Source organism: Bradyrhizobium sp. MOS001, assembly GCF_004634465.1.
GTDB classification, from domain to species: Bacteria; Pseudomonadota; Alphaproteobacteria; order Rhizobiales; family Xanthobacteraceae; genus Bradyrhizobium; species Bradyrhizobium barranii.
Genome location: NZ_SPVJ01000008.1, coordinates 27,414 through 46,265, shown reverse-complemented (window position 1 = coordinate 46,265; position 18,852 = coordinate 27,414). Strand labels below are relative to the sequence as shown.

The following is an 18,852-nucleotide window of genomic DNA, read 5'->3' as shown; positions in this document are numbered from 1 at the left end:
GAGGCACCATGGACAGATTCGATTATGTGATCGTCGGCGCGGGCTCCGCCGGCTGCGTACTGACCAGCCGGCTCAGCGAAGATCCGAACGTGAGCGTCTGCGTGCTCGAGGCGGGCCCGAGCGACTGGCATCCCTACATCCATCTGCCGGCGGGCTTCATCAAGACCTTCCACATGAAGAGCATCAACTGGGCCTACCAGCAGGAGCCGGGGCCCTACACCGGCGGGCGCAGCATCTATGCGCCGCGCGGCAAGACGCTCGGCGGCTCGTCCTCGATCAACGGCCACATCTACAATCGCGGCCAGCGGATGGATTTCGACACCTGGGCGCAGATGGGCAATCGCGGCTGGGGTTATGCCGACGTGCTGCCTTACTTCAAGCGGCTGGAAAAGCGGGTCGGCGAGGGCGAGGACACCTATCGCGGCCGCGACGGCAACCTCACCGTCACCACCATGGACTGGCGCGATCCGCTCTGCGAGGCCTTCATGGAAGGCGCGGTCTCGCTCGGCATTCCCCGCAACCCCGATTACAACGGCGCTAAGCAGGAAGGCGTCTCCTACTGCCAGCGCACCATCGACAAGGGCCTGCGCGTCTCCGGCTCGACCGCGTTCCTCAAGCCCGCGATGAAGCGCCCGAACGTGCATGTGCATACCCACGCGCACGCGACCGAGATCATTTTTGAAGGCAAGCGCGCCGTCGGCGTGCGCTACAGCAAGGGCGGCCGCGGCGGCACGCCGGTCGAAGTGCGCGCCAACAAGGAAGTGATCCTGTCCGGCGGCACCTATAATTCGCCGCAGCTGCTTCAGCTCTCCGGAATCGGCTCACCCGATCTGCTCGGCGCGCAAGGGATCGCGGTGCGCCATGCGCTGCCGGTCGGCGAAGGTCTGCAGGATCATTACGCCCCGCGCACCGTAGCGCGCGTGAAGGACATCAAGACCATCAACGAGCTCCGCCGCGGCTTCTCGTTGTGGATCGAGGCTCTGAAATGGGCGACCGCGCGCCGCGGCCTGCTCTCGCTGTCGCCGACCATGGTCTATTGCTTCTGGCACTCCGGCGAGAGCGCGGACTCGTCCGACTTGCAACTCACCTTCACGCCGGCGAGCTACAAGGAAGGCGTGCAGGGCCAGCTCGAGGACGAGCCCGGCATGACGGTGGCGTCCTGGCAGCAGCGCCCGGAGAGCCGCGGCTATGTCCGCATCCGCTCCAACGATCCGTTCGCGCCGCCGATCATCCAGACCAACTATCTCGACGCCGAGCTCGACCGCCGCGTCATCGTCGGCGGCATGAAGCTCGCGCGCAGGCTTTTGAAGAGTGCGCCGCTGTCGCCCTATTACGCCTACGAGGATTTCCCCGGCCCCAACATCAACACCGACGACGAATTCCTCGCCGCCGCCACCGAACGCGGCACCACCACTTTCCACCCCGGCTGCACCTGCCGCATGGGCCCGGCGGACAGCACGTGGGCGGTGGTCGACGACCAGCTCCGCGTCCACGGGTTGGAGGGCCTCCGCGTCATCGACGCCTCCGTGATGCCGCGCATGATCTCGGCGAATCTCAACGCCTCCACCATGATGATCGCGGATCGTGCCTCGGACCTGATCCGCGGCAAGCAGCCGATAGAAGCCGCGCGGATTCCGGACGCCGCAGTGGCGTAGGGTGGCGTAGGAAGGTCTCATGCCCCGGACGCTGCGCAGCGCTCCCGGCGATGCGAAGCATCGTCCGATGCGGTGCACTGCAGAGCCGGGGCCCATGTGACCGAGAGCGCGATCGTACGCGTGGGTCCCGGCTCTGCGCAGCAGCGTTGCACGCTGCAGCGCGTCCGGGACACCGAGAGCGTTGCATGTCGCGGTGGTTTAGCCCGTCGGGCAAAACACCCCGTCACCCGTCAATCCCTTCCCACAAAAATATTCCACTTTACCGAAATTCGGAATTGCGGCATAGATCGAAACAGCCCGGTCCGAGGAAGAGGGGCGGTTCGCGAGTCGTTCGAAACGCGGGCCGGGTTGCGGTGGACGCGGCAGCGTCGGGCGCGAGAGGCTAAGGGCAGGGCGGATTGCTCTCCGTGAGCCCTGAGGCTTCGTGCGGACGAGCGGCGCTGTGTGCGTACGGCAAAATCGTGTGGTCCTGGCCGTCGTTGCTACGGTCAAGCTCTTGCGGATGCGGCATTTGCGTCAACCGGCGCGGTGTCGGCGACTTTCGCAGGGGTGAGGGAGGCCAGAACGAACTCGGCTCCCGGGAGAGCACGGCATACGCCGTCCGACCACTGCGCAGGGAAGGCCGTGTGTTTGGCTTCACCTGTATGCCGCTGTGCAGTTCTTCTGCGTGTGCTTTCGCACAGCGGACCGTGGGTGCCAGCCGGCACCCGGCCTTCCCTGCGCCCTCTTTCCTGGAGGGCGTAACGGAGACAGCAAAGCTCGGGCGAAATGCGCCGCGAGGATGCTGCGGCGCGTCTGCGCTCGCAATGACGATGTGGAGAGTGTGCGCTTTCCCTCTTTCCTCGAGCGCGGGCTCCTCGGGACATTCACCCTTAAATTGCGGGATGCGCCTTGACGTAGTAGAAACAGCAGATGCGCTTCATCTCAATACTCTGCCTCTTGATTCTCACGATCTCTCCCTGCTTTGCCCAGTCTCCCCGGGCTTCCGCAGAGGTGACGACCCTGATCAGCCAGGGGCCTCTGCTCGCGGTGCTCGATCATGACAATTCATCCGCGCTTTCGCTGGTGACCCTGTTCAGGAAAATTCACGCCGCGCAAAAGCTGCCGCAGCCGGCGGTCGCGGACGGCCCGACGCGGGCGAGCGATTTGTCTCAATTCAGTGGGACCTACGCGCAGTTTGCTGCCGTGATGTCCGCCGACATCACGCGTATCACAGCGGGACTCGGCATCGATTGGGAAAAGGAGATCCTGAAAACCTACGACCCGAAGTCGGCCAAAACGGACGCTGGCAAGACGCTGCGGCTGAATGGCAATGTTGCGCGCGTGTTTAACGAGAGATGGCTCGGTTCCAGCGACGGATTGTTCCTCCTGTCGGGCGTAGTCAATCGGATGGACCGCCGCGATTTCAATTCCGCGCATTGCGGCGAATTGCGTTTCATCTACCGGCTCGGCTACGAAGTGAGGATGAACGGCAAGACTTACGCGTCGCGCATGCCGTTCACCGTGAACATGGTGTTCAGTTACGCGGATGACGGCAGGAATTGCCAGAACGTCGCCTCGCTCTGGCGCGTCGCCGGGATCGATACTGACGATCCGGCAGTGGTTGCCCAACGCCTGCTGCAGGGGCCGCTGGATTTTTCGCGACTAATCTTCAAGCAGATGGAGATCAATGCGCAGGTGGTGCGCTTCCCATCAGACCTCGAAAACATGGAGAACCGCAAATTCGCCGGACAGGCGATCTACTGGATGCGGATCTTCGCGCTGAGGGATGGCAAGTTTCAGCCGACACGGCTGGAAAATACGCCCGATGTGCAGGCAATCCTGAAGGATCCCGCCAAACAGAAGCAGTTGCAGGACTATCTCGCAGGCCACATCGCCGAGATCGACAACGGCACCTTCAGGATACCGGAGAGCCTGGAGGCCGATATCGCGCTGAGTTTTTCCACTGCCGGCAGCGCGCGCATGGCCAATCGTCCCTTCGATCTCGCAATCGGCAGCGAGCAGGCGGCACGGATCGTCGCGGCGGCGGGTGTCCCCGGGAGGTCACCAAAATTCGTGCAATCCGGCGCGGGTCTGCTCGAACGCCTGAACACGTCGTCCTGCATGGGCTGCCATCAATCATCCTCGACCGCCGGATTCCATTTTCTCGGCGTGGACCGGTTCGATTTCGGCCGCGACGCGGACGCCATCAGAAACGCCCTTGACGGTAACGAGTTGCAATTGCCGTTCTCGCCCCATGTCTACGCGGAACTTGTTCGCCGCAAGGACTATGTCGAGCGGGTTTCGCTCGGTCAGGCGCCGAACAGTTTTCGCCCGCATCCTTCGGCGCCCCCGGCGGCCTGGGAGAGCGGAAATCCGGCCTATGTTGTCGCCGGCGACAACATGCCGTGCCCTTTGAATGCGGATCTGGCGCAGGCCGCGAAATGGAGCTGCAATGCCACGCGTAACCTCACTTGTCAGGCGTTGGTGACGAACGCTGCGACTTCCTCCAATCTCGGCCAATGCGTGGCCGCGGCACAGAATGTCGCCGCCGGTTTGAGCTGCCGCTCAAACGTCATCGAGGACTCCACAGCGAAGACCGCCGCCAACAACCCGCTCGGCTTCAACCTGCGCGCGTTCAGCGACCGCGTCAGCAAGGAAGAACTCGTCTACAAGCTGTCGGAAGGAAAATTGAGCGGCTACGGCTACAACTGCCGTCCAACGAAGATCGGCGTGCCGCTGGGCCGCGTCACGCGTCCCTGCAAGCCCGAGGAGGCGTCGCTGGCGGTGATCCGGCCGGGCAGCGTGCCCGAGGAAATCTGCGCGATCGTCGGAGGCAAGGGCTTTGAGCAGATGGCCAAGGGATATTTCGACAGCGGCATTTTCGCCGCTGGCGTCGGCCGCGGCCTCCTGAACACATGCTCGCCGTCGCGGTTTTGCCGCGAGGACTATATTTGCCAGCAGATGCCGGATTTTGTCTCGAGTGTAAGGTTCAACGTCAGTGCCCCGGCGTTGAATAACTTGAGAAGCCGAAAGATCGGGTTCTGTACCCCAACCTATTTCGTTTATCAGCTCCGCCTTGACGGTCATCCGAATCCGAGATGACGCGGGGAAGCGCGGCCCAGAGTAGCGGTAGGAATTGCGGTCAGGTTGTCTCTGCGCGCTTGCAGATCAAACCTCCCTCCGGCTCAAAAACGCCAGCCGCTCGAACAGGTGCACGTCCTGCTCGTTCTTGAGCAGCGCGCCGTGCAGCGGCGGGATCAGCTTGCGCGGGTCGCGTTCGCGCAGTTGCTCGACGCTCATGTCCTCGTTGAGCAGCAGCTTGAGCCAGTCGAGCAGCTCGGAGGTTGAGGGCTTCTTCTTCAGACCTGGCACCTCGCGCACCTCGAAGAAGATGCGCAGCGCTTCCTCGACCAGGCGCTTCTTGATGCCGGGGAAATGGACGTCGACGATGCGGCCCATCGTGTCGGCGTCGGGAAACTTGATGTAGTGGAAGAAGCAGCGGCGCAGGAAGGCGTCCGGCAGCTCCTTCTCGTTGTTGGAGGTGATCATCATGATCGGGCGCTGCTTCGCCTTGATCGTCTCGCCGGTCTCGTAGACATGGAATTCCATGCGGTCGAGCTCGAGCAGCAGGTCGTTCGGGAATTCGATGTCGGCCTTGTCGATCTCGTCGATCAGGAGCACCGGGCGCTGCTCGGCGGTGAAGGCGTCCCACAGCTTGCCGCGCTTGATGTAGTTCTTGATGTCGGAGACACGGGCATCGCCGAGCTGGCTGTCGCGCAGGCGCGACACCGCATCGTATTCATAGAGGCCCTGCTGCGCCTTGGTGGTGGACTTGATGTGCCAGGTCAAAAGCGGCGCGTTCAGCGCCTTCGCCACTTCCTCCGCCAGCACGGTCTTGCCGGTGCCGGGCTCGCCCTTGATGAGCAGCGGCCGCTCCAGCACGATTGAGGCATTGACGGCGACCTTGAGATCGTCGGTCGCAACATAGTCCTTGGTGCCGGTAAATTTCATCGCGCGTCCTTGTTGGTCGTCGGCCGGGCATCGCCCTGGTCCAACAAACGGAACGGCCGCTCATGGCGGCCGTTCCTGGTTCGGTCAGGCTTTCAGACCCGTTTTATCAGCGAAAGGATGACGAGCACAATCACCGCGCCGATGGTGGCGTCCACGATCGCGCCGATCGTGCCGGTGGCCAGCGCAATATGCAGTTGCGGCAGCACCCAGCTCGCCACCAGCGCGCCGATGATGCCGACCACCATGTTGCCGATCAGCCCAAATCCCGCCCCATGGACAATCTTGCCGGCAAGCCAGCCGGCGATCGCGCCAATGATGAGCGCCGCGAGAATTCCCATTGCAAACGTCCCCAAAACAACCCCGTGAGACGGTCAATTCTAGAGCAAAAAGCCGACCGGTCCAGCGTCCCGCGCCGGGCTGCGCCCCTTGACGTTCGCCCCCCGACGGGCAATCTGTCACCCATGTTCCTGCAATTCTTCACTTCTCTGCGCGATGCGCAGGTCCCCGTGACGCTGCGCGAATACCTCACGCTGATGGAGGCGCTCGACGCTGATCTGTCGGACTACTCGGTCGAGAATTTCTACTATCTGTCGCGCACCTCGCTGGTGAAGGACGAGCGTAACCTCGACAAGTTCGACCGCGTCTTCGGCACGGTGTTCAAGGGGCTGGAAAGCCTGCTCGACGCCATGGAGAAGGCGGAGATCCCCGAGGAGTGGCTGAAGAAGCTCGCCGAGAAATACCTCAGCGAGGAGGAGAAAAAGCAGATCGAGGCCATGGGCTGGGACAAGCTCATGGAGACGCTGAAGAAGCGCCTCGAGGAGCAGAAGGGCCGGCACCAGGGCGGCTCGAAGTGGATTGGCACTGCCGGCACCTCGCCGTTCGGCGCCCACGGCTACAATCCCGAAGGCGTCCGCATCGGCCAGGAGAAGAACCGCAACAACCGTGCCGTGAAGGTGTGGGACAAGCGCGAGTTCAAGGATCTCGACGGCAATGTCGAGCTCGGCATCCGCAACATCAAGGTGGCGCTGCGGCGCCTGCGCAAGTTCGCGCGCACCGGCGCGCCTGACGAACTCGATCTCGACACCACCATCCGCGAGACTGCCAATCACGGCTATCTCGACGTCCACATGCGGCCCGAGCGGCGCAATGCGGTGAAGCTGCTGGTGTTCTTCGACATCGGCGGCTCGATGGATTCGCATATCGAGCAGGTAGAGGAGCTGTTCTCGGCGGCGAAGAGCGAGTTCAAGCACATGGAGTATTTCTACTTCCACAATTGCCTCTATGAGGGCGTGTGGAAGCAGAACAAGCGCCGCTTCACCGACCGCACGCCGACCTGGGACGTGCTGCACAAATACCCGCACGACTACAAGGTCGTGTTCGTCGGCGACGCATCGATGTCGCCTTACGAGATCATGGTGCCGGGCGGCTCGGTCGAGCATGTCAACGAGGAGCCGGGCTCGGTCTGGCTCGACCGCATCATCCGCACCTATCCGCATACGGTGTGGCTCAATCCGGTGCAGCAGAAGCACTGGGACTATTCGGAATCGACCACCATCATCAAACGCATCTTTGCCAACCGCATGTACCCGATCACGATCGAGGGTCTTGAGGGTGCGATGAAGGAATTGACGCACTAGCTGCACGCGCCGTCAGTCCGGACGGCCGCGCAGAGGCCGACAAGAGGGAGAACCACATGCCCCAGACCATCACCCGCGGCATCAAGGCGCTGATCGACGAGGCCAATGCCGAGATCGAGACGCTCAACGCCAAGGAGGCCATCGAGATCTCCAAGAACGGTGACGTCGTCATCGTCGACATCCGCGACCCCCGTGAGATCGAGCGCGACGGTCGCATCCCCGGCGCGTTCGCCTGCACCCGCGGCATGCTCGAATTCTGGATCGATCCGCAGAGCCCCTATGCGAAGCCGATCTTCCAGCAGGACAAGAAATTCGTCTTCCATTGCGCCGGCGGCATGCGCTCCGCGCTCGCGGCGAAGACCGCCAAGGACATGGGCCTGAAGCCCGTCGCCCACATCGCCGGCGGCTATGCCGCCTGGCGCGATGCCGGCGGTCCGGTGGAGCAGTGGGAGCCGAAGAAGAAGGGGTGAGAAGTGCTGCGCTGTCGCGCCAATCTCCGCTGTCATTCCCCGCGAAAGCGGGGAATCCAGTACGCCGCAGCTTCTCGACTCAATCACAACCGCCTCTGGAATACTGGATCGCCCGGTCAAGCCGGGCGATGACAGCGGAGTTTGATGCGCATTGCTTCAACTTCGGAATGACAAGAAAGACCTCGCATGACCGCCACCGACCCCCTCGTCTCCACCGAATGGCTCGCCGCCCACATTGACGACGCCAACGTCAAGATCCTCGACGCCAGCTTCAAGCTGCCGGGCGTGCTGCCGCTGCCGAAGGACGACTATCTTGCCGCGCATCTGCCGGGCGCCGTGTTCTTCGACGTCGACGCGGTGTCGGATCATTCAAACCCGCTGCCGCACATGTATCCGAGCGCCGAGCAGTTCGGCCGTGACGCGGGCAATCTCGGCATCTCCAATGCCGACACCGTCGTGCTCTACGATGCCGGCGGCTGGGTCGCTGCTCCCCGCGCCTGGTGGATGTTCCTGGCCTTCGGCCACAGCAATGTGCGCATCCTCAATGGCGGGCTGAAGAAGTGGCGCGCCGAGGGGCGTCCGGTCGAGAGCGGCGAGGTGAGGCCGAAGCCCGCGACGTTTAGGGCGAGCTACGATTCAAAACGCGTACGCAGCATGCAGCAGCTGATCGCCAACGTCGAAAGCAGCAAGGAGCAGGTGATCGACGCACGCGCCGCCGACCGCTTCGAGGGCCGCGCGCCCGAGCCGCGCGCGGGCATCCGCTCCGGCCACATCCCGGGCGCGCGCAACGTGCCCTACAATCAGCTGTTCGATGCCGCGACCGGCACCATGAAGCCGCTCGACGATCTCCGCGCTGCCTTCGCGAACGCCGGCGTCAAGCTCGATGCGCCGATCGTGACGAGCTGCGGATCGGGCGTGTCCGCCGGCGTGTTGACGCTCGCACTCTATCGCCTCGGCATCACCGACACCGCGCTCTATGACGGCTCGTGGTCGGAATGGGGCCAGGCCGGCGGCCCGCCGGTCGCGACCGGGCCGGCGTAGCCTTACTGGCGCGTGCGCGTGGCCGTTGTCGCCAGCATCTGCTGCTGGCCGAACAGATCATAGCTCTGCCGCAACTGCTGGGGCGGAGGACGCTGCACCATGCGGTGCCGCTTCTTCGCCTTCGCCTGGCGCTTGGCCGCCTTGCTGTCCGGGGCGCTGCTGTCCGTCTTCGCGTCTCCCTTGGCCTTCGCCGGCGCATCCTTCAAGGCCGGCGCCGCCGGATCGTTCAGCGCGGCCACCTTGGCCGGGGCAATGTCGGGCGCCGGGGAGGCAAGGCCCTCACCGGGATCAGCCGGCGCCGGTTCGCTGGCGGTCACGGCAGGCGTGGCCTCGGGGATCGATGCCGTGGTGTCGGCCCGGGTGAGTGTGTCGGCAGGAGCCGGCGCGATGGCTTCCGTCGTGGCCTCGGCCTGCACCGGCTCGGCGACCGGAGGCGCGGCCTCAGGGACCTGCGGCGGCACGTCGGGCTCGGTCGTCAGGGCGGCCACCTGTTCGGGCTCGTTCGCCGGCAAGCCGATGGTCGGCACCCGGTCGCGCAGCGATGGCGTGGGCTCGGCGGCCGCCTCAGGCTCGGCGCGGAGCGCCGCGAGCACCGGCTGGGCCGGCTCGGAAACCTGCGCAAACACCTTCTCCTGTGGGCCGTTCCGCCAGGAGGGGTTGCTGACATACTGCTCGTGGGTGGCCCGCAGCAGCGCGGCGACACCTAGGCCGAACACCAGGATGGAGGTTGACAGCAGGATCGCGGCAAACAGGAAGCGAAAGCCGGGAAGCATCGGACGGGTTACGAATTTCCGCCCCGGCGGGTGGCGGCCGGGACCCAAGAGCCATCTGAACGCGGTGACGGTACTGATTGCCGTTCGCCAGGGACAGAAGCTCAGAGCGGAGGCGAATCAGGCTGATTCGAACATATCGCAACGCCTCCGCGCCGTTCCCTTAAATTCGGGGCCGGAGACTCCGGCAATCTGCGGCCCGATGCGATTTCCGCCCCCTGATGCAACGAGGCAACTGTGTGTGCCTGCATCACAAATCGCTAACTCAGGCACAAATCAGCCTGTAATGTCTTGAATGTGCCGCTATCTTCGGTCATCTGGCCGTTAACGGTCCGGATGGGCTCGGGGACTATACAAGAGCGATGATGATCAAACATTTTCTGACGATATGCGCTGCCGCAACAGTCGCTGCGGCGGGAACCTCGCTCGCACAGGCTCAGAGCTATCCGGTCCAGCAGGCGCCGAGCTATGGCGCTCCGGCCGAATATCGCCCCGGCGACCGCACGCCGAATTTCGACTCGCTGGACGATGAAGACGACGCGATGCCGCAGGCGTCGCTGCCGCCGCTTGGTCCGGCCGACGATCCGCGATACGGCCGCCCGGCTGGCCCTCCGCCGGTCTATTCCGCCGCCCCGCCGCAGGGGCCGGTGATGTCGCCCGATGATCCGCGCTATGGCCGTCCGGCTGGCGCTCCGCCGGTCTATTCGGCGGCGCCGCCGCAGGGCCCCGTGATGTCGCCCGACGATCCCCGCTATGGCCGCCCCGCCGGCCCGCCCGCGGTGATCTATGCCGATCGCCCGGGTCAGGCACCCGGCAGGGACGGCCTGCGTCCGCCGGAGGCCGTCGGTGGTCCCGCCGCGACCGGAACGGTTCAGTCCGGCCAGCCGCCCGTGGGCAACGATGGCCGGCCGATGGCGATCGCTTCGCTGCCGCCCGAGGAGCAGCCCGACGCTGCTCCCGCGCAGTTGTCGCCGAACCTGCGCCGCCAGGAAGTCTCGCTGGCGACCAAGGAGCCGGCTGGAACGCTCATCGTCGATACCCCGAACACCTACCTCTATTACGTGCTCGGAGGCGGCCGTGCGATCCGCTACGGCGTCCGCGTCGGCCGCGACGGCTTCACCTGGACCGGCGTGCAGAAGATCACCCGCAAGGCCGAGTGGCCGGATTGGCATCCGCCAACCGAGATGATCGAGCGTCAGCCCTATCTGCCGCGCTTCATGGCCGGCGGCCCCGGCAATCCGCTCGGCGCACGCGCGATGTATCTCGGCTCGACCGTCTACCGCATCCACGGCACCAACCAGCCTTCGACCATCGGCAAGTTCGTGTCGTCGGGCTGCATCGGCATGCTGAACGAGGACGTCTCCGACCTGTTCGACCGCGTCAAAGTCGGCACCCGCGTGGTGGTGATGCCGGGTGGCCCGCCGCCAGGAACGGCGACCGCCTCCGCTGCGCCGACGTCGGGCGCTGCCGGTCCGGCTCCGATGGCTGCCCAGGCTGGCCCCGTCCCAGGCACCCAGCCGACGGTGGTGCCGCCGCTGCCCGCGCCGGTCACCGTGCGCTAAGCGCTACGAGACAATTCAGATCAGTGAAGGGCGTGCCGTCGGCACGCCCTTTTCGTTTCAGGCCAGCTTGCGCGGCAGCTCGCGACCCCCGGTGAAGGCGTCGATCGCCTCGACCATCTGCCCGTAATGGATGCGCAAGCCGTCCTCGGTGGCGTAGCCGAGATGCGGCGTCAGCACGAGATTGTCGAGCTTGCGGAAGGGATGGTCGACCGGCAGCGGCTCGACCGAGAATACGTCGATGCCGGCGCCCGCGATCTTCCGCTGCTGCAAGGCCTCGAGCAGCGCCTGCTCGTCCACGATCGGACCGCGCGCGGTGTTGACGAGGAAGGCCGTCGGCTTCATCCGCGCGAGATCGGCAGCCCCGACCAGTCCGCGCGAACGATCGCTCAGCACCACATGGATGGTGATGATATCGGCCTTGGCGAACAGCTCCTCCTTGGTGGCGTAGCCGACGCCGGCCGCCGCGCATTTCTCCGGCGTGAGGTTCGGGCTCCAGGCGATCACGTTCATGCCGAATGCTTTCGCGATGCCCGCCATCTTGCTGCCGAGCTTGCCGAGCCCGACGACGCCGAGCGTCAGTCCCTCGATCTCGACACCGGCAAAGCTCTGCCAGGGCTCGCCGGCATGCATGCGCGCGTTCTCGCGGCCGATGCCGCGGGTCAGTTCGAGGATCAGGCCCATGGTCAGCGGCGCGGTCGGATCGCGGGAGTATTGCGTGCCGCCGATGGCAACGCCTTGCGCCTTCGCAGCCTCCATGTCGATCGAGGCGTTGCGCATGCCGGAGGTCAAAAGCAGCTTCAGCTTCGGCAGCGACGCGAACAGGCTCTTGGGGAACGCCGTGCGCTCGCGCATCGCGCAGATGATCTCGAAATCGGCCAGCGCGCTCGCCGCGGCCTGCTCCGAGGCAAAGGGATGGCTGAACACGGTGACGTCGACGCGATCGGACAGTTTTTGCCAGTCGGCGACGTCGAGGGCGAGGTTGAAATAGTCGTCGAGAATTGCACAGCGCAGCCGCGTCATCAGCTTTCATCCATGGCGAGAGGTGACGGCGCCAGGCGGGGAGCGCCATCGTCGGAACCTGGCCATGGTTGCGCGCAATCACGCCTGCGCGCAAGCAGCTGACGTGTTCAAAAATCCGATAGGAGATCCGATAGGGGGGAAGGGTTCAGAGGTCGCGTTGCTTGAGGCGGAACGGCGTATCAATGCCGTGCTTGGCGCGCCAGGCGGGACCGGGACCACGCATGTAGTGCAGCTCGGGGCGGTAAGGGTTGAAAGCGGTAGCGAAGAAACGCTTCCAGAAGCCCTTGATCTCCGTGACGAGTCCGGAAGCGCTACCGGCTCGTGCCGGAACGGCGATGGAATTGGTCTCGATCAGAGCCATGATGTGGCCTCGCTGTTCTCCCCGTCGCTTCTGCCGCGGGTGGCGTCTTTTTCGGCGCCATGACGAGCTTTGGCCCACTTTATTAAAAAATGGTTTCAATTGTCCGGATCGGCGGCCGGATGGTGTCCATCCCGTATTCAACCGTGGTGAACGGAGGGAAAACATTGCCCTTTGGGGGCGGGATCGTTACATCGGCGGCAAGCAAATTTCCTCAAATCGAAGGTTTCACGGGACCGATGGCGCGCCAGTTCATCTATTTCATGCAGGGCCTGACCAAGAGCTACCCGACCCGGAAGGTGCTCGATAACATTCATCTGTCGTTCTACCCGGACGCCAAGATCGGCGTGCTCGGCGTCAACGGCTCGGGCAAGTCGACGCTGCTCAAGATCATGGCTGGCCTCGACAAGGAGTATAACGGCGAGGCCTGGGTCGCCCAGGGCGCCCGCGTCGGCTATCTCGAGCAGGAACCGCATCTCGATCCGGCGCTCTCCGTGCGCGAGAACGTCATGCTGGGTGTCGCCAAGCAGAAGGCCATTCTCGATCGCTACAACGAGCTGGCGATGAACTATTCGGAAGAAACCGCCGACGAGATGACCAAGCTGCAGGACGAGATCGAGGCCCAGGGCCTCTGGGATCTCGACAGCAAGGTCGACCAGGCGATGGACGCGCTGCGCTGTCCGCCCGACGATGCCGATGTGACGAAACTCTCCGGCGGTGAGCGCCGCCGCGTCGCGCTGTGCAAACTGCTGCTCGATCAGCCGGAATTGTTGCTGCTCGACGAACCGACCAACCATCTCGACGCCGAGTCCGTGTCGTGGCTGGAAGGTCATCTGCGCAACTATCCCGGCGCGATCCTGATCGTCACCCACGACCGCTACTTCCTCGACAACGTCACGAGCTGGATTCTCGAGCTCGACCGCGGCAAGGGAATTCCCTACGAGGGCAACTACTCGTCCTGGCTGGTGCAGAAGCAGAAGCGGCTCGAGCAGGAAGGCCGTGAAGACGCTGCGCATCAGAAGACGATCGCCCGCGAGCAGGAATGGGTCGCGTCCTCGCCGAAGGCGCGTCAGGCCAAATCCAAGGCGCGCTACCAGCGCTACGAGGATCTGCTCAAGCAGGCGAGCGAGAAGCAGACCCAGACCGCGCAGATCATCATCCCAGTTGCCGAGCGGCTCGGCGCCAACGTCGTCGATTTCGAAACGCTCAGCAAAGGCTATGGCGATCGCCTGCTGATCGACGATCTTACCTTCAAGCTGCCGCCTGGCGGCATCGTCGGCGTGATCGGCGCCAACGGCGCGGGCAAGACCACGCTGTTCAGGATGATCACCAAGCAGGAAACGCCGGACAAGGGCACCATCACGGTCGGCGAGACCGTGCATCTCGGTTATGTCGACCAGTCGCGCGACGCGCTCGACGGCAACAAGAACGTGTGGGAGGAGATTTCCGGCGGCAACGAGCTGATCCTGCTCGGCAAGAAGGAAGTGAACTCGCGCGGCTATTGCTCGTCGTTCAACTTCAAGGGCGCCGACCAGCAGAAGAAGGTCGGCGCGCTCTCCGGCGGTGAGCGCAACCGCGTGCATCTCGCCAAGATGCTGAAGTCCGGCGCCAACGTGCTGCTGCTCGACGAACCGACCAACGATCTCGACGTCGATACGCTGCGCGCGCTCGAAGAGGCACTGGAAGATTTCGCCGGCTGCGCCGTCATCATCAGCCATGACCGATGGTTCCTCGACCGCATCGCAACCCACATCCTGGCCTTCGAAGGCGAGAGCCACGTCGAATGGTTCGAAGGCAACTTCCAGGACTACGAGAAGGACAAGATGCGCCGTCTCGGCCAGGACAGCATCATTCCGCACCGCGTGAAGTACAAGAAGCTGACGCGGTGATTTCGGCATGATGCGGCGGGCGCTCATAGCTGCGGTGATCGCTATCATCTGCGGCCTGTCGCCCGCCCGCGCCGCCGATGCCGCCTTCACGCAGTTCATCGCCTCGCTCTGGCCGGAGGCGCAGGCCGCCGGCGTGTCGCGCGCGACATTCGATGAGCAGACGCGCGGGCTCGAGCCTGATTACAAGCTGCCCGATTTGATCCTGCCCGGACGGCCCGCGACCGGCGCACCGTCGCAGGCCGAGTTCGTGCAGGTGCCGGCCGACTACGTCAAGGAAGCCTCGATCGCGCGGCTTGCGGGCGAGGGGCAGCGGCTGCTGCAAAAATATCGTCCGGCGCTGAGCGAGATCGAGAAGAAATCCGGCGTGCCGGCCACCATCATGCTCGCGATCTGGGGCCGCGAGACCGATTACGGCCGCTACACGCTGCCTTACGATCTCGTGCGCGTGCTGGCGACGCAGGCCTATGTCGGGCGACGCAAGGACACCTATCGGAACGAGTTCATCCTGTCGCTGAAGATCCTCGGCGAGGGCGTGGTGACGCGCAAGGACATGCGCTCGTCCTGGGCGGGTGCCACCGGGCTCACGCAATTCCTGCCGTCCGAATATTACAAGCACGGTGTCGACTTCGACGGCGACGGCCGCATCGACATCTGGCATTCGGTGCCGGATGCGCTGGCCTCGGCCGCGCAGCAGCTCGTCAACAAGGGCTGGCAGAGCGGCGTGCGCTGGGCTTACGAGGTGCAGGCGCCGGCCAAGGTCGATTGCACCAGCGGCGTGCCCGAGGTGACGAAGCCGATCGGCCAGTGGCTGCGCGAAGGTTTTGTGCCGGTGCGTGGCGAGAAGCTGAGCGCTGCCGAGCAGGCGCAGCCGGCCTCGCTGCTGCAGCCGGAAGGCATTTACGGCCCATCGTTCCTGACGACGAAGAACTACTTCGTCATCAAGGAGTACAATTTCTCCGACCTCTACGTGCTGTTCGTCGGCCATCTCGGCGACCGCATGACGAGCCCGCTGCCGTTCGCGACACAATGGGTGGCCTCCAAGCAGTTGCGCACCAAGGACGTCGAGACCATGCAGCGCGGGCTCACGCGCGTTGGGCTCTACAAGGACAAGATCGACGGCAAGGCCGGGATGCAGACGCGCGCGGCGCTCGGCGCCTACCAGAAGTCGGCAGGCCTCAAGGTCGATTGCTGGCCGAGCGAAGAGGTGCTGCGCTCGATCCAGGCGGCGCGGTAGCGGCCTTAACTCTTCGCCAAAGAAAAAGCCCGGCCGAGGTGCTCGGCCGGGCTTCGATCGCGGCGCGGATGCGCCATGCGATCGGATCTTGCGATCAGATCAGTAGCAAACGCGAACCGGGCGGACGACCCAGCCGTAACCGTCCCAATAGCGCTGGCGCTGCCAGTAGCAGGGCGCGGGCGGCGGGGGCTCGGCAATGTAGACCGGTCCGCCATAGGCGGGACGGCTCGACGCGATGGCGCCGCCGACGATGGCGCCACCGATCAGGCCGGCTGCGATGCCGGCGCCGACGCCGTCATGGGCCTTCGCGGACGGAGTGGCGGTCACCAGCGAACCGGCGATCGTCGCAACCGTGAGGGCGGCAACAAAAGTCTTCTTCATGCTCTTGGCTCTCCTGGGAGATGGACGTCCCTTGTTAGGAGCGCCCGGGTTTCAAAGGTTCACGCACACTCTGATGAAATCGACCGTGCAGCTAGGAAGCGCGCAATTGGTCAATCCACGGTAAACGCGCACGGAGCTGTGACGAGAAAAAGCGGTCTTTTTCAGGCCCGGAGATGAACGGCGCGTCCGTAGTGAACCGGTTCAGCGCGCCTCAGCCACAGACTCTGACGCGGCGGGTGCGCCAGGCGTAGCCATCCCAGAAGCGCTGCCTCTGCCAGACGCAGCCGTCACCGTAGTAGTCGTCCGCGACATAGCCGGGACCCGGCGCGTAGTAGCGGGGCGGGTAGTAGCCGGGGCCATAGGAGTAGCCCGGACCGGGTCCGTAATAATACGGAGAAGCCAGCGCGCCGCCGACAATGGCGCCACCGATGATCCCGGCGGCCACGCCGGCGGCGACACCACGCTGAGCGTGGGCCGGTGTCCCGGCCGTGAGGGCCAGGGTGGCGACGGCGGCGACCGTCAGTAAGAACTTCTTCATTGGCGTGACCTTTCGCACAAACAGGCGGGAACTCTTTGGGGGTAAAGTTCCATACTTCGTTTGAATGATCAATGAACGGCACCTTCGCCGAGGACGACCAATTAATGGATCGCAGGTCCGCGAGGGAGACGACGATGGGCAACGCGATGATGAATACTTTGATCGCTGCCGGGGTCATTTTCGCGATTGGCTATGGCTGGTTCGCCCATCTCCAGAACCGCGGCCGGCGCTCGCGCGCGGGTGCTGGTAGTGACGGAGGGAGTAGCGGCGACGGCTATTCAGCGGCCAGCGACGGCTTCTCGCTGGGGAGCTGGTTTTCCAGCGACAGCTCGGGGAGCTCGAGCGACAGCTGTTCCAGCAGCGATAGCGGTAGCAGTGGCGGGGATTGCGGAGGTGGCGGCGATGGTGGTGGAGGCGGTGGCGGTGACTAGGTCCGCCAAGATCTTGATCCAGTGCAACTCCCTATTTTAGAGCCGTTCTAGGCTGTTTCCGGGCTAGTTTGGAATAGCTTCAAATACCGGTTTTTCCCTTTGCATCCGGACGGCCCCTTAAATATCGATGATGACGCATCACCGAAGGGCCTGCCGCTTCCATGATCGTTTGTTCCTGTAACGTGCTGAGCGATGACGACATCCGCGCCGCGGTCGCCGAGTCCGACGACGCCGTACGTCATGCCAAGCAGGTCTATGGATGCCTCGGCTGTAGCGCCGAATGCGGCCGCTGCGCCCGTACCATCAAGACCATCATCGACGAAACTCTTGGCCCCTGCGCCAAGTCCTGCTGCTCGGGCTGCCCGCACAGCCACACCGTGGCCGCCAATGACGAGACGGCGGAACTCCCCCGGTTCGCCCTCGCGGCCTGCTGAAAACTTCCGCAATTTCGGCTGAGCTTTTCCCCGGCTGCGTCCCCGTGGCCGGTTGCTCTCGTCCTTAAACTGATTTAGAAGCGTTCTAAAGTCGGTTAGGGCCGATTTGGACGCAAGATTTGGAGTGCATCATGCAGGGCGACGCAAAAGTCATCGACTATCTCAACAAGGCGCTGCGCCACGAGCTGACTGCAATCAACCAATACTGGCTGCACTACCGCTTCCTCGACAATTGGGGCCTGCGGGACATGGCCAAGGTCTGGCGCAAGGAGTCCATCGAGGAGATGGAGCACGCCGACAAGCTCACCGAGCGGATTCTGTTCTTCGACGGCTTCCCGAACATGCAGGTGCTCGACCCCCTGCGCATCGGCCAGAACGTCAAGGAGATCATCGAGTGCGATCTCGCCGCCGAGATGAGCGCGCGGGCGCTCTACCAGGAGGCCGCCGGCTATTGCAACGGCGCCAAGGACTACGTCACCCGTGACCTGTTCGAGAAGCTGATGAGCGACGAGGAACACCATATCGATTTCCTCGAAACCCAGCTCGACCTGATCGGCCGCATCGGCCTCGAACTCTACACGCAGAAGCACGTCGGCGGGCTCGAGGGCGAGGGCCACTAAGCTCCGGCACCGGCTCTCTCCTTCGTCATGGCCGGGCTTGTCCCGGCCATCCACGTTTGGCCGCGCGACGAAGACGTGGATGCCCGGGCCTTCGCCTCGCCGAAGCGACTTCGGCCGCGCAGGCGGGTCTAGCCCGGGCATGACGGTTCTTTCGAGCGGCGAACGCTCTCACCTACAACTGCGTCTTGTAGCGCTCTTCCACGATCTCCTGGCTCTCCGGCTCCCCCAGGCCCGTCTGGTCGTGAATGACCTGGCCGATGCTGGGCATCACCGAGCGCTGCACCTTCTCCGGTGACCACAGCTTCGAGCGCATCAGCGCCTTGCCGCAGTGGAAATAGACTTCGCTGACCGCGACGTTCAGGACCGCGCGCGGCGGCTTGCCGAATTCCACCATCGATGCGAGCAGGTCCGGATCGGCCGAGAGCGTGCCGCGTCCGCCGACACGCAGCGTCTCGTCGATGCCGGGGACGAAGAACAGCAGATGCACGAAGCCCGAGCCTTCGACGACGTTGCGAAAACTGTCGATCCGGTTGTTGCCGGCACGGTCAGGCATCAGCACCTGGTTGGGGCCGGCGACATGGACGAAGCCAACCCCTCCGCCGCGCGGCGATGCATCGACGCTGCCGTCGACGCCTGACGTAGCGAGCACGCAGAACGGCGACATCTCGATGAATTTCTTCGCATGCGCATCGATCGCGGGACGCGCCTTTGCGATCACGCGCGGGCTCGGCTTGGCATAGATGGTGGCGAGGTCTTCGGCGCAGAGATCGGTCACGAAGGTCTCCCTGATTGAGGGGCACAGGATAGCATTCTCCGGCT

The 18,852-nt window shown here is 64.2% G+C and carries 19 protein-coding genes; 11 read left to right on the top strand and 8 right to left on the bottom strand.

What is annotated here, in order from left to right:
* Window positions 1–8 precede the first annotated feature (8 nt).
* Window positions 9–1,655: a GMC family oxidoreductase N-terminal domain-containing protein gene (locus CT676_RS14245; RefSeq protein ID WP_085405174.1), complete on the top strand. Its 1,647-nt coding sequence runs from the start codon at window positions 9–11 to the stop codon at window positions 1,653–1,655.
* A gap of 993 nt (window positions 1,656–2,648) precedes the next feature.
* Window positions 2,649–4,739 carry a hypothetical protein gene (locus CT676_RS14230; protein WP_135214820.1) on the top strand — a complete coding sequence of 697 codons (2,091 nt, stop codon included), beginning with the start codon at window positions 2,649–2,651 and terminating at the stop codon, window positions 4,737–4,739.
* Between the two features lie 66 nt (window positions 4,740–4,805).
* On the opposite strand, the gene CT676_RS14225 is transcribed toward CT676_RS14230, so the two are convergent.
* Window positions 4,806–5,648 carry a MoxR family ATPase gene (locus tag CT676_RS14225; protein WP_085405171.1) on the bottom strand — a complete coding sequence of 281 codons (843 nt, stop codon included), beginning with the start codon at window positions 5,646–5,648 and terminating at the stop codon, window positions 4,806–4,808.
* 92 nt (window positions 5,649–5,740) lie between these two features.
* On the bottom strand, window positions 5,741–5,986 hold the full coding sequence (locus tag CT676_RS14220) for a GlsB/YeaQ/YmgE family stress response membrane protein (RefSeq protein WP_028152331.1): 246 nt from the start codon (window positions 5,984–5,986) through the stop codon (window positions 5,741–5,743).
* 123 nt (window positions 5,987–6,109) lie between these two features.
* Here CT676_RS14220 and CT676_RS14215 point away from each other — a divergent pair, with 123 nt between their 5' ends.
* The 3 genes from CT676_RS14215 to sseA all read left to right on the top strand — a co-directional run bounded on the left by CT676_RS14215 (window position 6,110) and on the right by sseA (window position 8,796).
* Window positions 6,110–7,285 (top strand): VWA domain-containing protein, encoded by a 1,176-nt coding sequence (locus CT676_RS14215; protein ID WP_028156289.1) that lies wholly within the window; start codon window positions 6,110–6,112, stop codon window positions 7,283–7,285.
* A 56-nt stretch (window positions 7,286–7,341) separates the two neighbouring features.
* A complete protein-coding gene (locus tag CT676_RS14210; protein ID WP_085405170.1) occupies window positions 7,342–7,755 on the top strand; it encodes a rhodanese-like domain-containing protein in 414 nt (137 codons plus the stop codon).
* Between the two features lie 186 nt (window positions 7,756–7,941).
* Complete coding sequence (sseA, locus tag CT676_RS14205) at window positions 7,942–8,796, top strand: 3-mercaptopyruvate sulfurtransferase (protein WP_085405169.1); 855 nt, start codon at window positions 7,942–7,944, stop codon at window positions 8,794–8,796.
* 2 nt (window positions 8,797–8,798) lie between these two features.
* On the opposite strand, the gene CT676_RS14200 is transcribed toward sseA, so the two are convergent.
* Window positions 8,799–9,569, bottom strand: a complete 771-nt coding sequence (locus tag CT676_RS14200) for a hypothetical protein (RefSeq protein WP_085405168.1) — start codon at window positions 9,567–9,569, stop codon at window positions 8,799–8,801.
* A 362-nt stretch (window positions 9,570–9,931) separates the two neighbouring features.
* Here CT676_RS14200 and CT676_RS14195 point away from each other — a divergent pair, with 362 nt between their 5' ends.
* The gene (locus CT676_RS14195; protein WP_063986134.1) at window positions 9,932–11,128 is read left to right on the top strand and encodes a L,D-transpeptidase; all 1,197 of its coding nucleotides are present in this window, start codon (window positions 9,932–9,934) and stop codon (window positions 11,126–11,128) included.
* Between the two features lie 57 nt (window positions 11,129–11,185).
* Here CT676_RS14195 and CT676_RS14190 read toward each other — a convergent pair whose 3' ends face one another.
* Together CT676_RS14190 and CT676_RS14185 are read right to left on the bottom strand one after the other, a co-directional pair.
* Window positions 11,186–12,148 carry a D-2-hydroxyacid dehydrogenase family protein gene (locus CT676_RS14190; RefSeq protein ID WP_085405167.1) on the bottom strand — a complete coding sequence of 321 codons (963 nt, stop codon included), beginning with the start codon at window positions 12,146–12,148 and terminating at the stop codon, window positions 11,186–11,188.
* A gap of 145 nt (window positions 12,149–12,293) precedes the next feature.
* Complete coding sequence (locus tag CT676_RS14185) at window positions 12,294–12,509, bottom strand: hypothetical protein (protein ID WP_085405166.1); 216 nt, start codon at window positions 12,507–12,509, stop codon at window positions 12,294–12,296.
* Window positions 12,510–12,745: 236 nt separating this feature from the next.
* On the opposite strand from CT676_RS14185, the gene ettA reads away from it, so the two are divergent.
* Window positions 12,746–14,395, top strand: a complete 1,650-nt coding sequence (gene ettA / locus CT676_RS14180; protein WP_085405165.1) for an energy-dependent translational throttle protein EttA — start codon at window positions 12,746–12,748, stop codon at window positions 14,393–14,395.
* Window positions 14,396–14,402: 7 nt separating this feature from the next.
* Window positions 14,403–15,629: a lytic murein transglycosylase gene (locus tag CT676_RS14175; protein ID WP_085405164.1), complete on the top strand. Its 1,227-nt coding sequence runs from the start codon at window positions 14,403–14,405 to the stop codon at window positions 15,627–15,629.
* Window positions 15,630–15,728: 99 nt separating this feature from the next.
* Here the strand turns inward: CT676_RS14175 and CT676_RS14170 are convergent, their stop codons facing one another.
* Entirely contained in the window at window positions 15,729–16,010 is a 282-nt protein-coding gene (locus CT676_RS14170) for a hypothetical protein (protein WP_071910256.1), read from the bottom strand.
* A gap of 211 nt (window positions 16,011–16,221) precedes the next feature.
* Complete coding sequence (locus CT676_RS14165; protein WP_063981473.1) at window positions 16,222–16,548, bottom strand: hypothetical protein; 327 nt, start codon at window positions 16,546–16,548, stop codon at window positions 16,222–16,224.
* A 134-nt stretch (window positions 16,549–16,682) separates the two neighbouring features.
* Here CT676_RS14165 and CT676_RS14160 point away from each other — a divergent pair, with 134 nt between their 5' ends.
* The 3 genes from CT676_RS14160 (at window position 16,683) to bfr (ending at window position 18,033) form a co-directional block, all read left to right on the top strand.
* Entirely contained in the window at window positions 16,683–16,979 is a 297-nt protein-coding gene (locus tag CT676_RS14160; protein ID WP_085405318.1) for a hypothetical protein, read from the top strand.
* A 161-nt stretch (window positions 16,980–17,140) separates the two neighbouring features.
* Window positions 17,141–17,413, top strand: coding sequence for a (2Fe-2S)-binding protein (locus tag CT676_RS14155; protein WP_063981474.1), 273 nt, complete (start codon window positions 17,141–17,143; stop codon window positions 17,411–17,413).
* Window positions 17,414–17,544: 131 nt separating this feature from the next.
* Window positions 17,545–18,033: a bacterioferritin gene (bfr, locus tag CT676_RS14150; protein ID WP_014492874.1), complete on the top strand. Its 489-nt coding sequence runs from the start codon at window positions 17,545–17,547 to the stop codon at window positions 18,031–18,033.
* Window positions 18,034–18,205: 172 nt separating this feature from the next.
* Here bfr and CT676_RS14145 read toward each other — a convergent pair whose 3' ends face one another.
* Entirely contained in the window at window positions 18,206–18,808 is a 603-nt protein-coding gene (locus CT676_RS14145) for a pyridoxamine 5'-phosphate oxidase family protein (RefSeq protein ID WP_028156299.1), read from the bottom strand.
* Window positions 18,809–18,852 lie beyond the last annotated feature (44 nt).

Excerpts from the sequence above, each read along its gene's own strand:
- CT676_RS14175 (WP_085405164.1), top strand. The coding sequence starts at position 14,403 with ATGATGCGGCGGGCGCTCATAGCTGCGGTGATCGCTATCATCTGCGGC.
- bfr (WP_014492874.1), top strand. The coding sequence starts at position 17,545 with ATGCAGGGCGACGCAAAAGTCATCGACTATCTCAACAAGGCGCTGCGC.
- CT676_RS14170 (WP_071910256.1), bottom strand. The coding sequence starts at position 16,010 with ATGAAGAAGACTTTTGTTGCCGCCCTCACGGTTGCGACGATCGCCGGT.
- ettA (WP_085405165.1), top strand. The coding sequence starts at position 12,746 with ATGGCGCGCCAGTTCATCTATTTCATGCAGGGCCTGACCAAGAGCTAC.
- CT676_RS14155 (WP_063981474.1), top strand. The coding sequence starts at position 17,141 with ATGATCGTTTGTTCCTGTAACGTGCTGAGCGATGACGACATCCGCGCC.
- CT676_RS14220 (WP_028152331.1), bottom strand. The coding sequence starts at position 5,986 with ATGGGAATTCTCGCGGCGCTCATCATTGGCGCGATCGCCGGCTGGCTT.
- CT676_RS14195 (WP_063986134.1), top strand. The coding sequence starts at position 9,932 with ATGATCAAACATTTTCTGACGATATGCGCTGCCGCAACAGTCGCTGCG.
- CT676_RS14185 (WP_085405166.1), bottom strand. The coding sequence starts at position 12,509 with ATGGCTCTGATCGAGACCAATTCCATCGCCGTTCCGGCACGAGCCGGT.
- CT676_RS14225 (WP_085405171.1), bottom strand. The coding sequence starts at position 5,648 with ATGAAATTTACCGGCACCAAGGACTATGTTGCGACCGACGATCTCAAG.
- CT676_RS14245 (WP_085405174.1), top strand. The coding sequence starts at position 9 with ATGGACAGATTCGATTATGTGATCGTCGGCGCGGGCTCCGCCGGCTGC.
- CT676_RS14160 (WP_085405318.1), top strand. The coding sequence starts at position 16,683 with ATGGGCAACGCGATGATGAATACTTTGATCGCTGCCGGGGTCATTTTC.
- CT676_RS14165 (WP_063981473.1), bottom strand. The coding sequence starts at position 16,548 with ATGAAGAAGTTCTTACTGACGGTCGCCGCCGTCGCCACCCTGGCCCTC.
- CT676_RS14215 (WP_028156289.1), top strand. The coding sequence starts at position 6,110 with ATGTTCCTGCAATTCTTCACTTCTCTGCGCGATGCGCAGGTCCCCGTG.
- CT676_RS14190 (WP_085405167.1), bottom strand. The coding sequence starts at position 12,148 with ATGACGCGGCTGCGCTGTGCAATTCTCGACGACTATTTCAACCTCGCC.
- CT676_RS14200 (WP_085405168.1), bottom strand. The coding sequence starts at position 9,569 with ATGCTTCCCGGCTTTCGCTTCCTGTTTGCCGCGATCCTGCTGTCAACC.
- CT676_RS14210 (WP_085405170.1), top strand. The coding sequence starts at position 7,342 with ATGCCCCAGACCATCACCCGCGGCATCAAGGCGCTGATCGACGAGGCC.
- sseA (WP_085405169.1), top strand. The coding sequence starts at position 7,942 with ATGACCGCCACCGACCCCCTCGTCTCCACCGAATGGCTCGCCGCCCAC.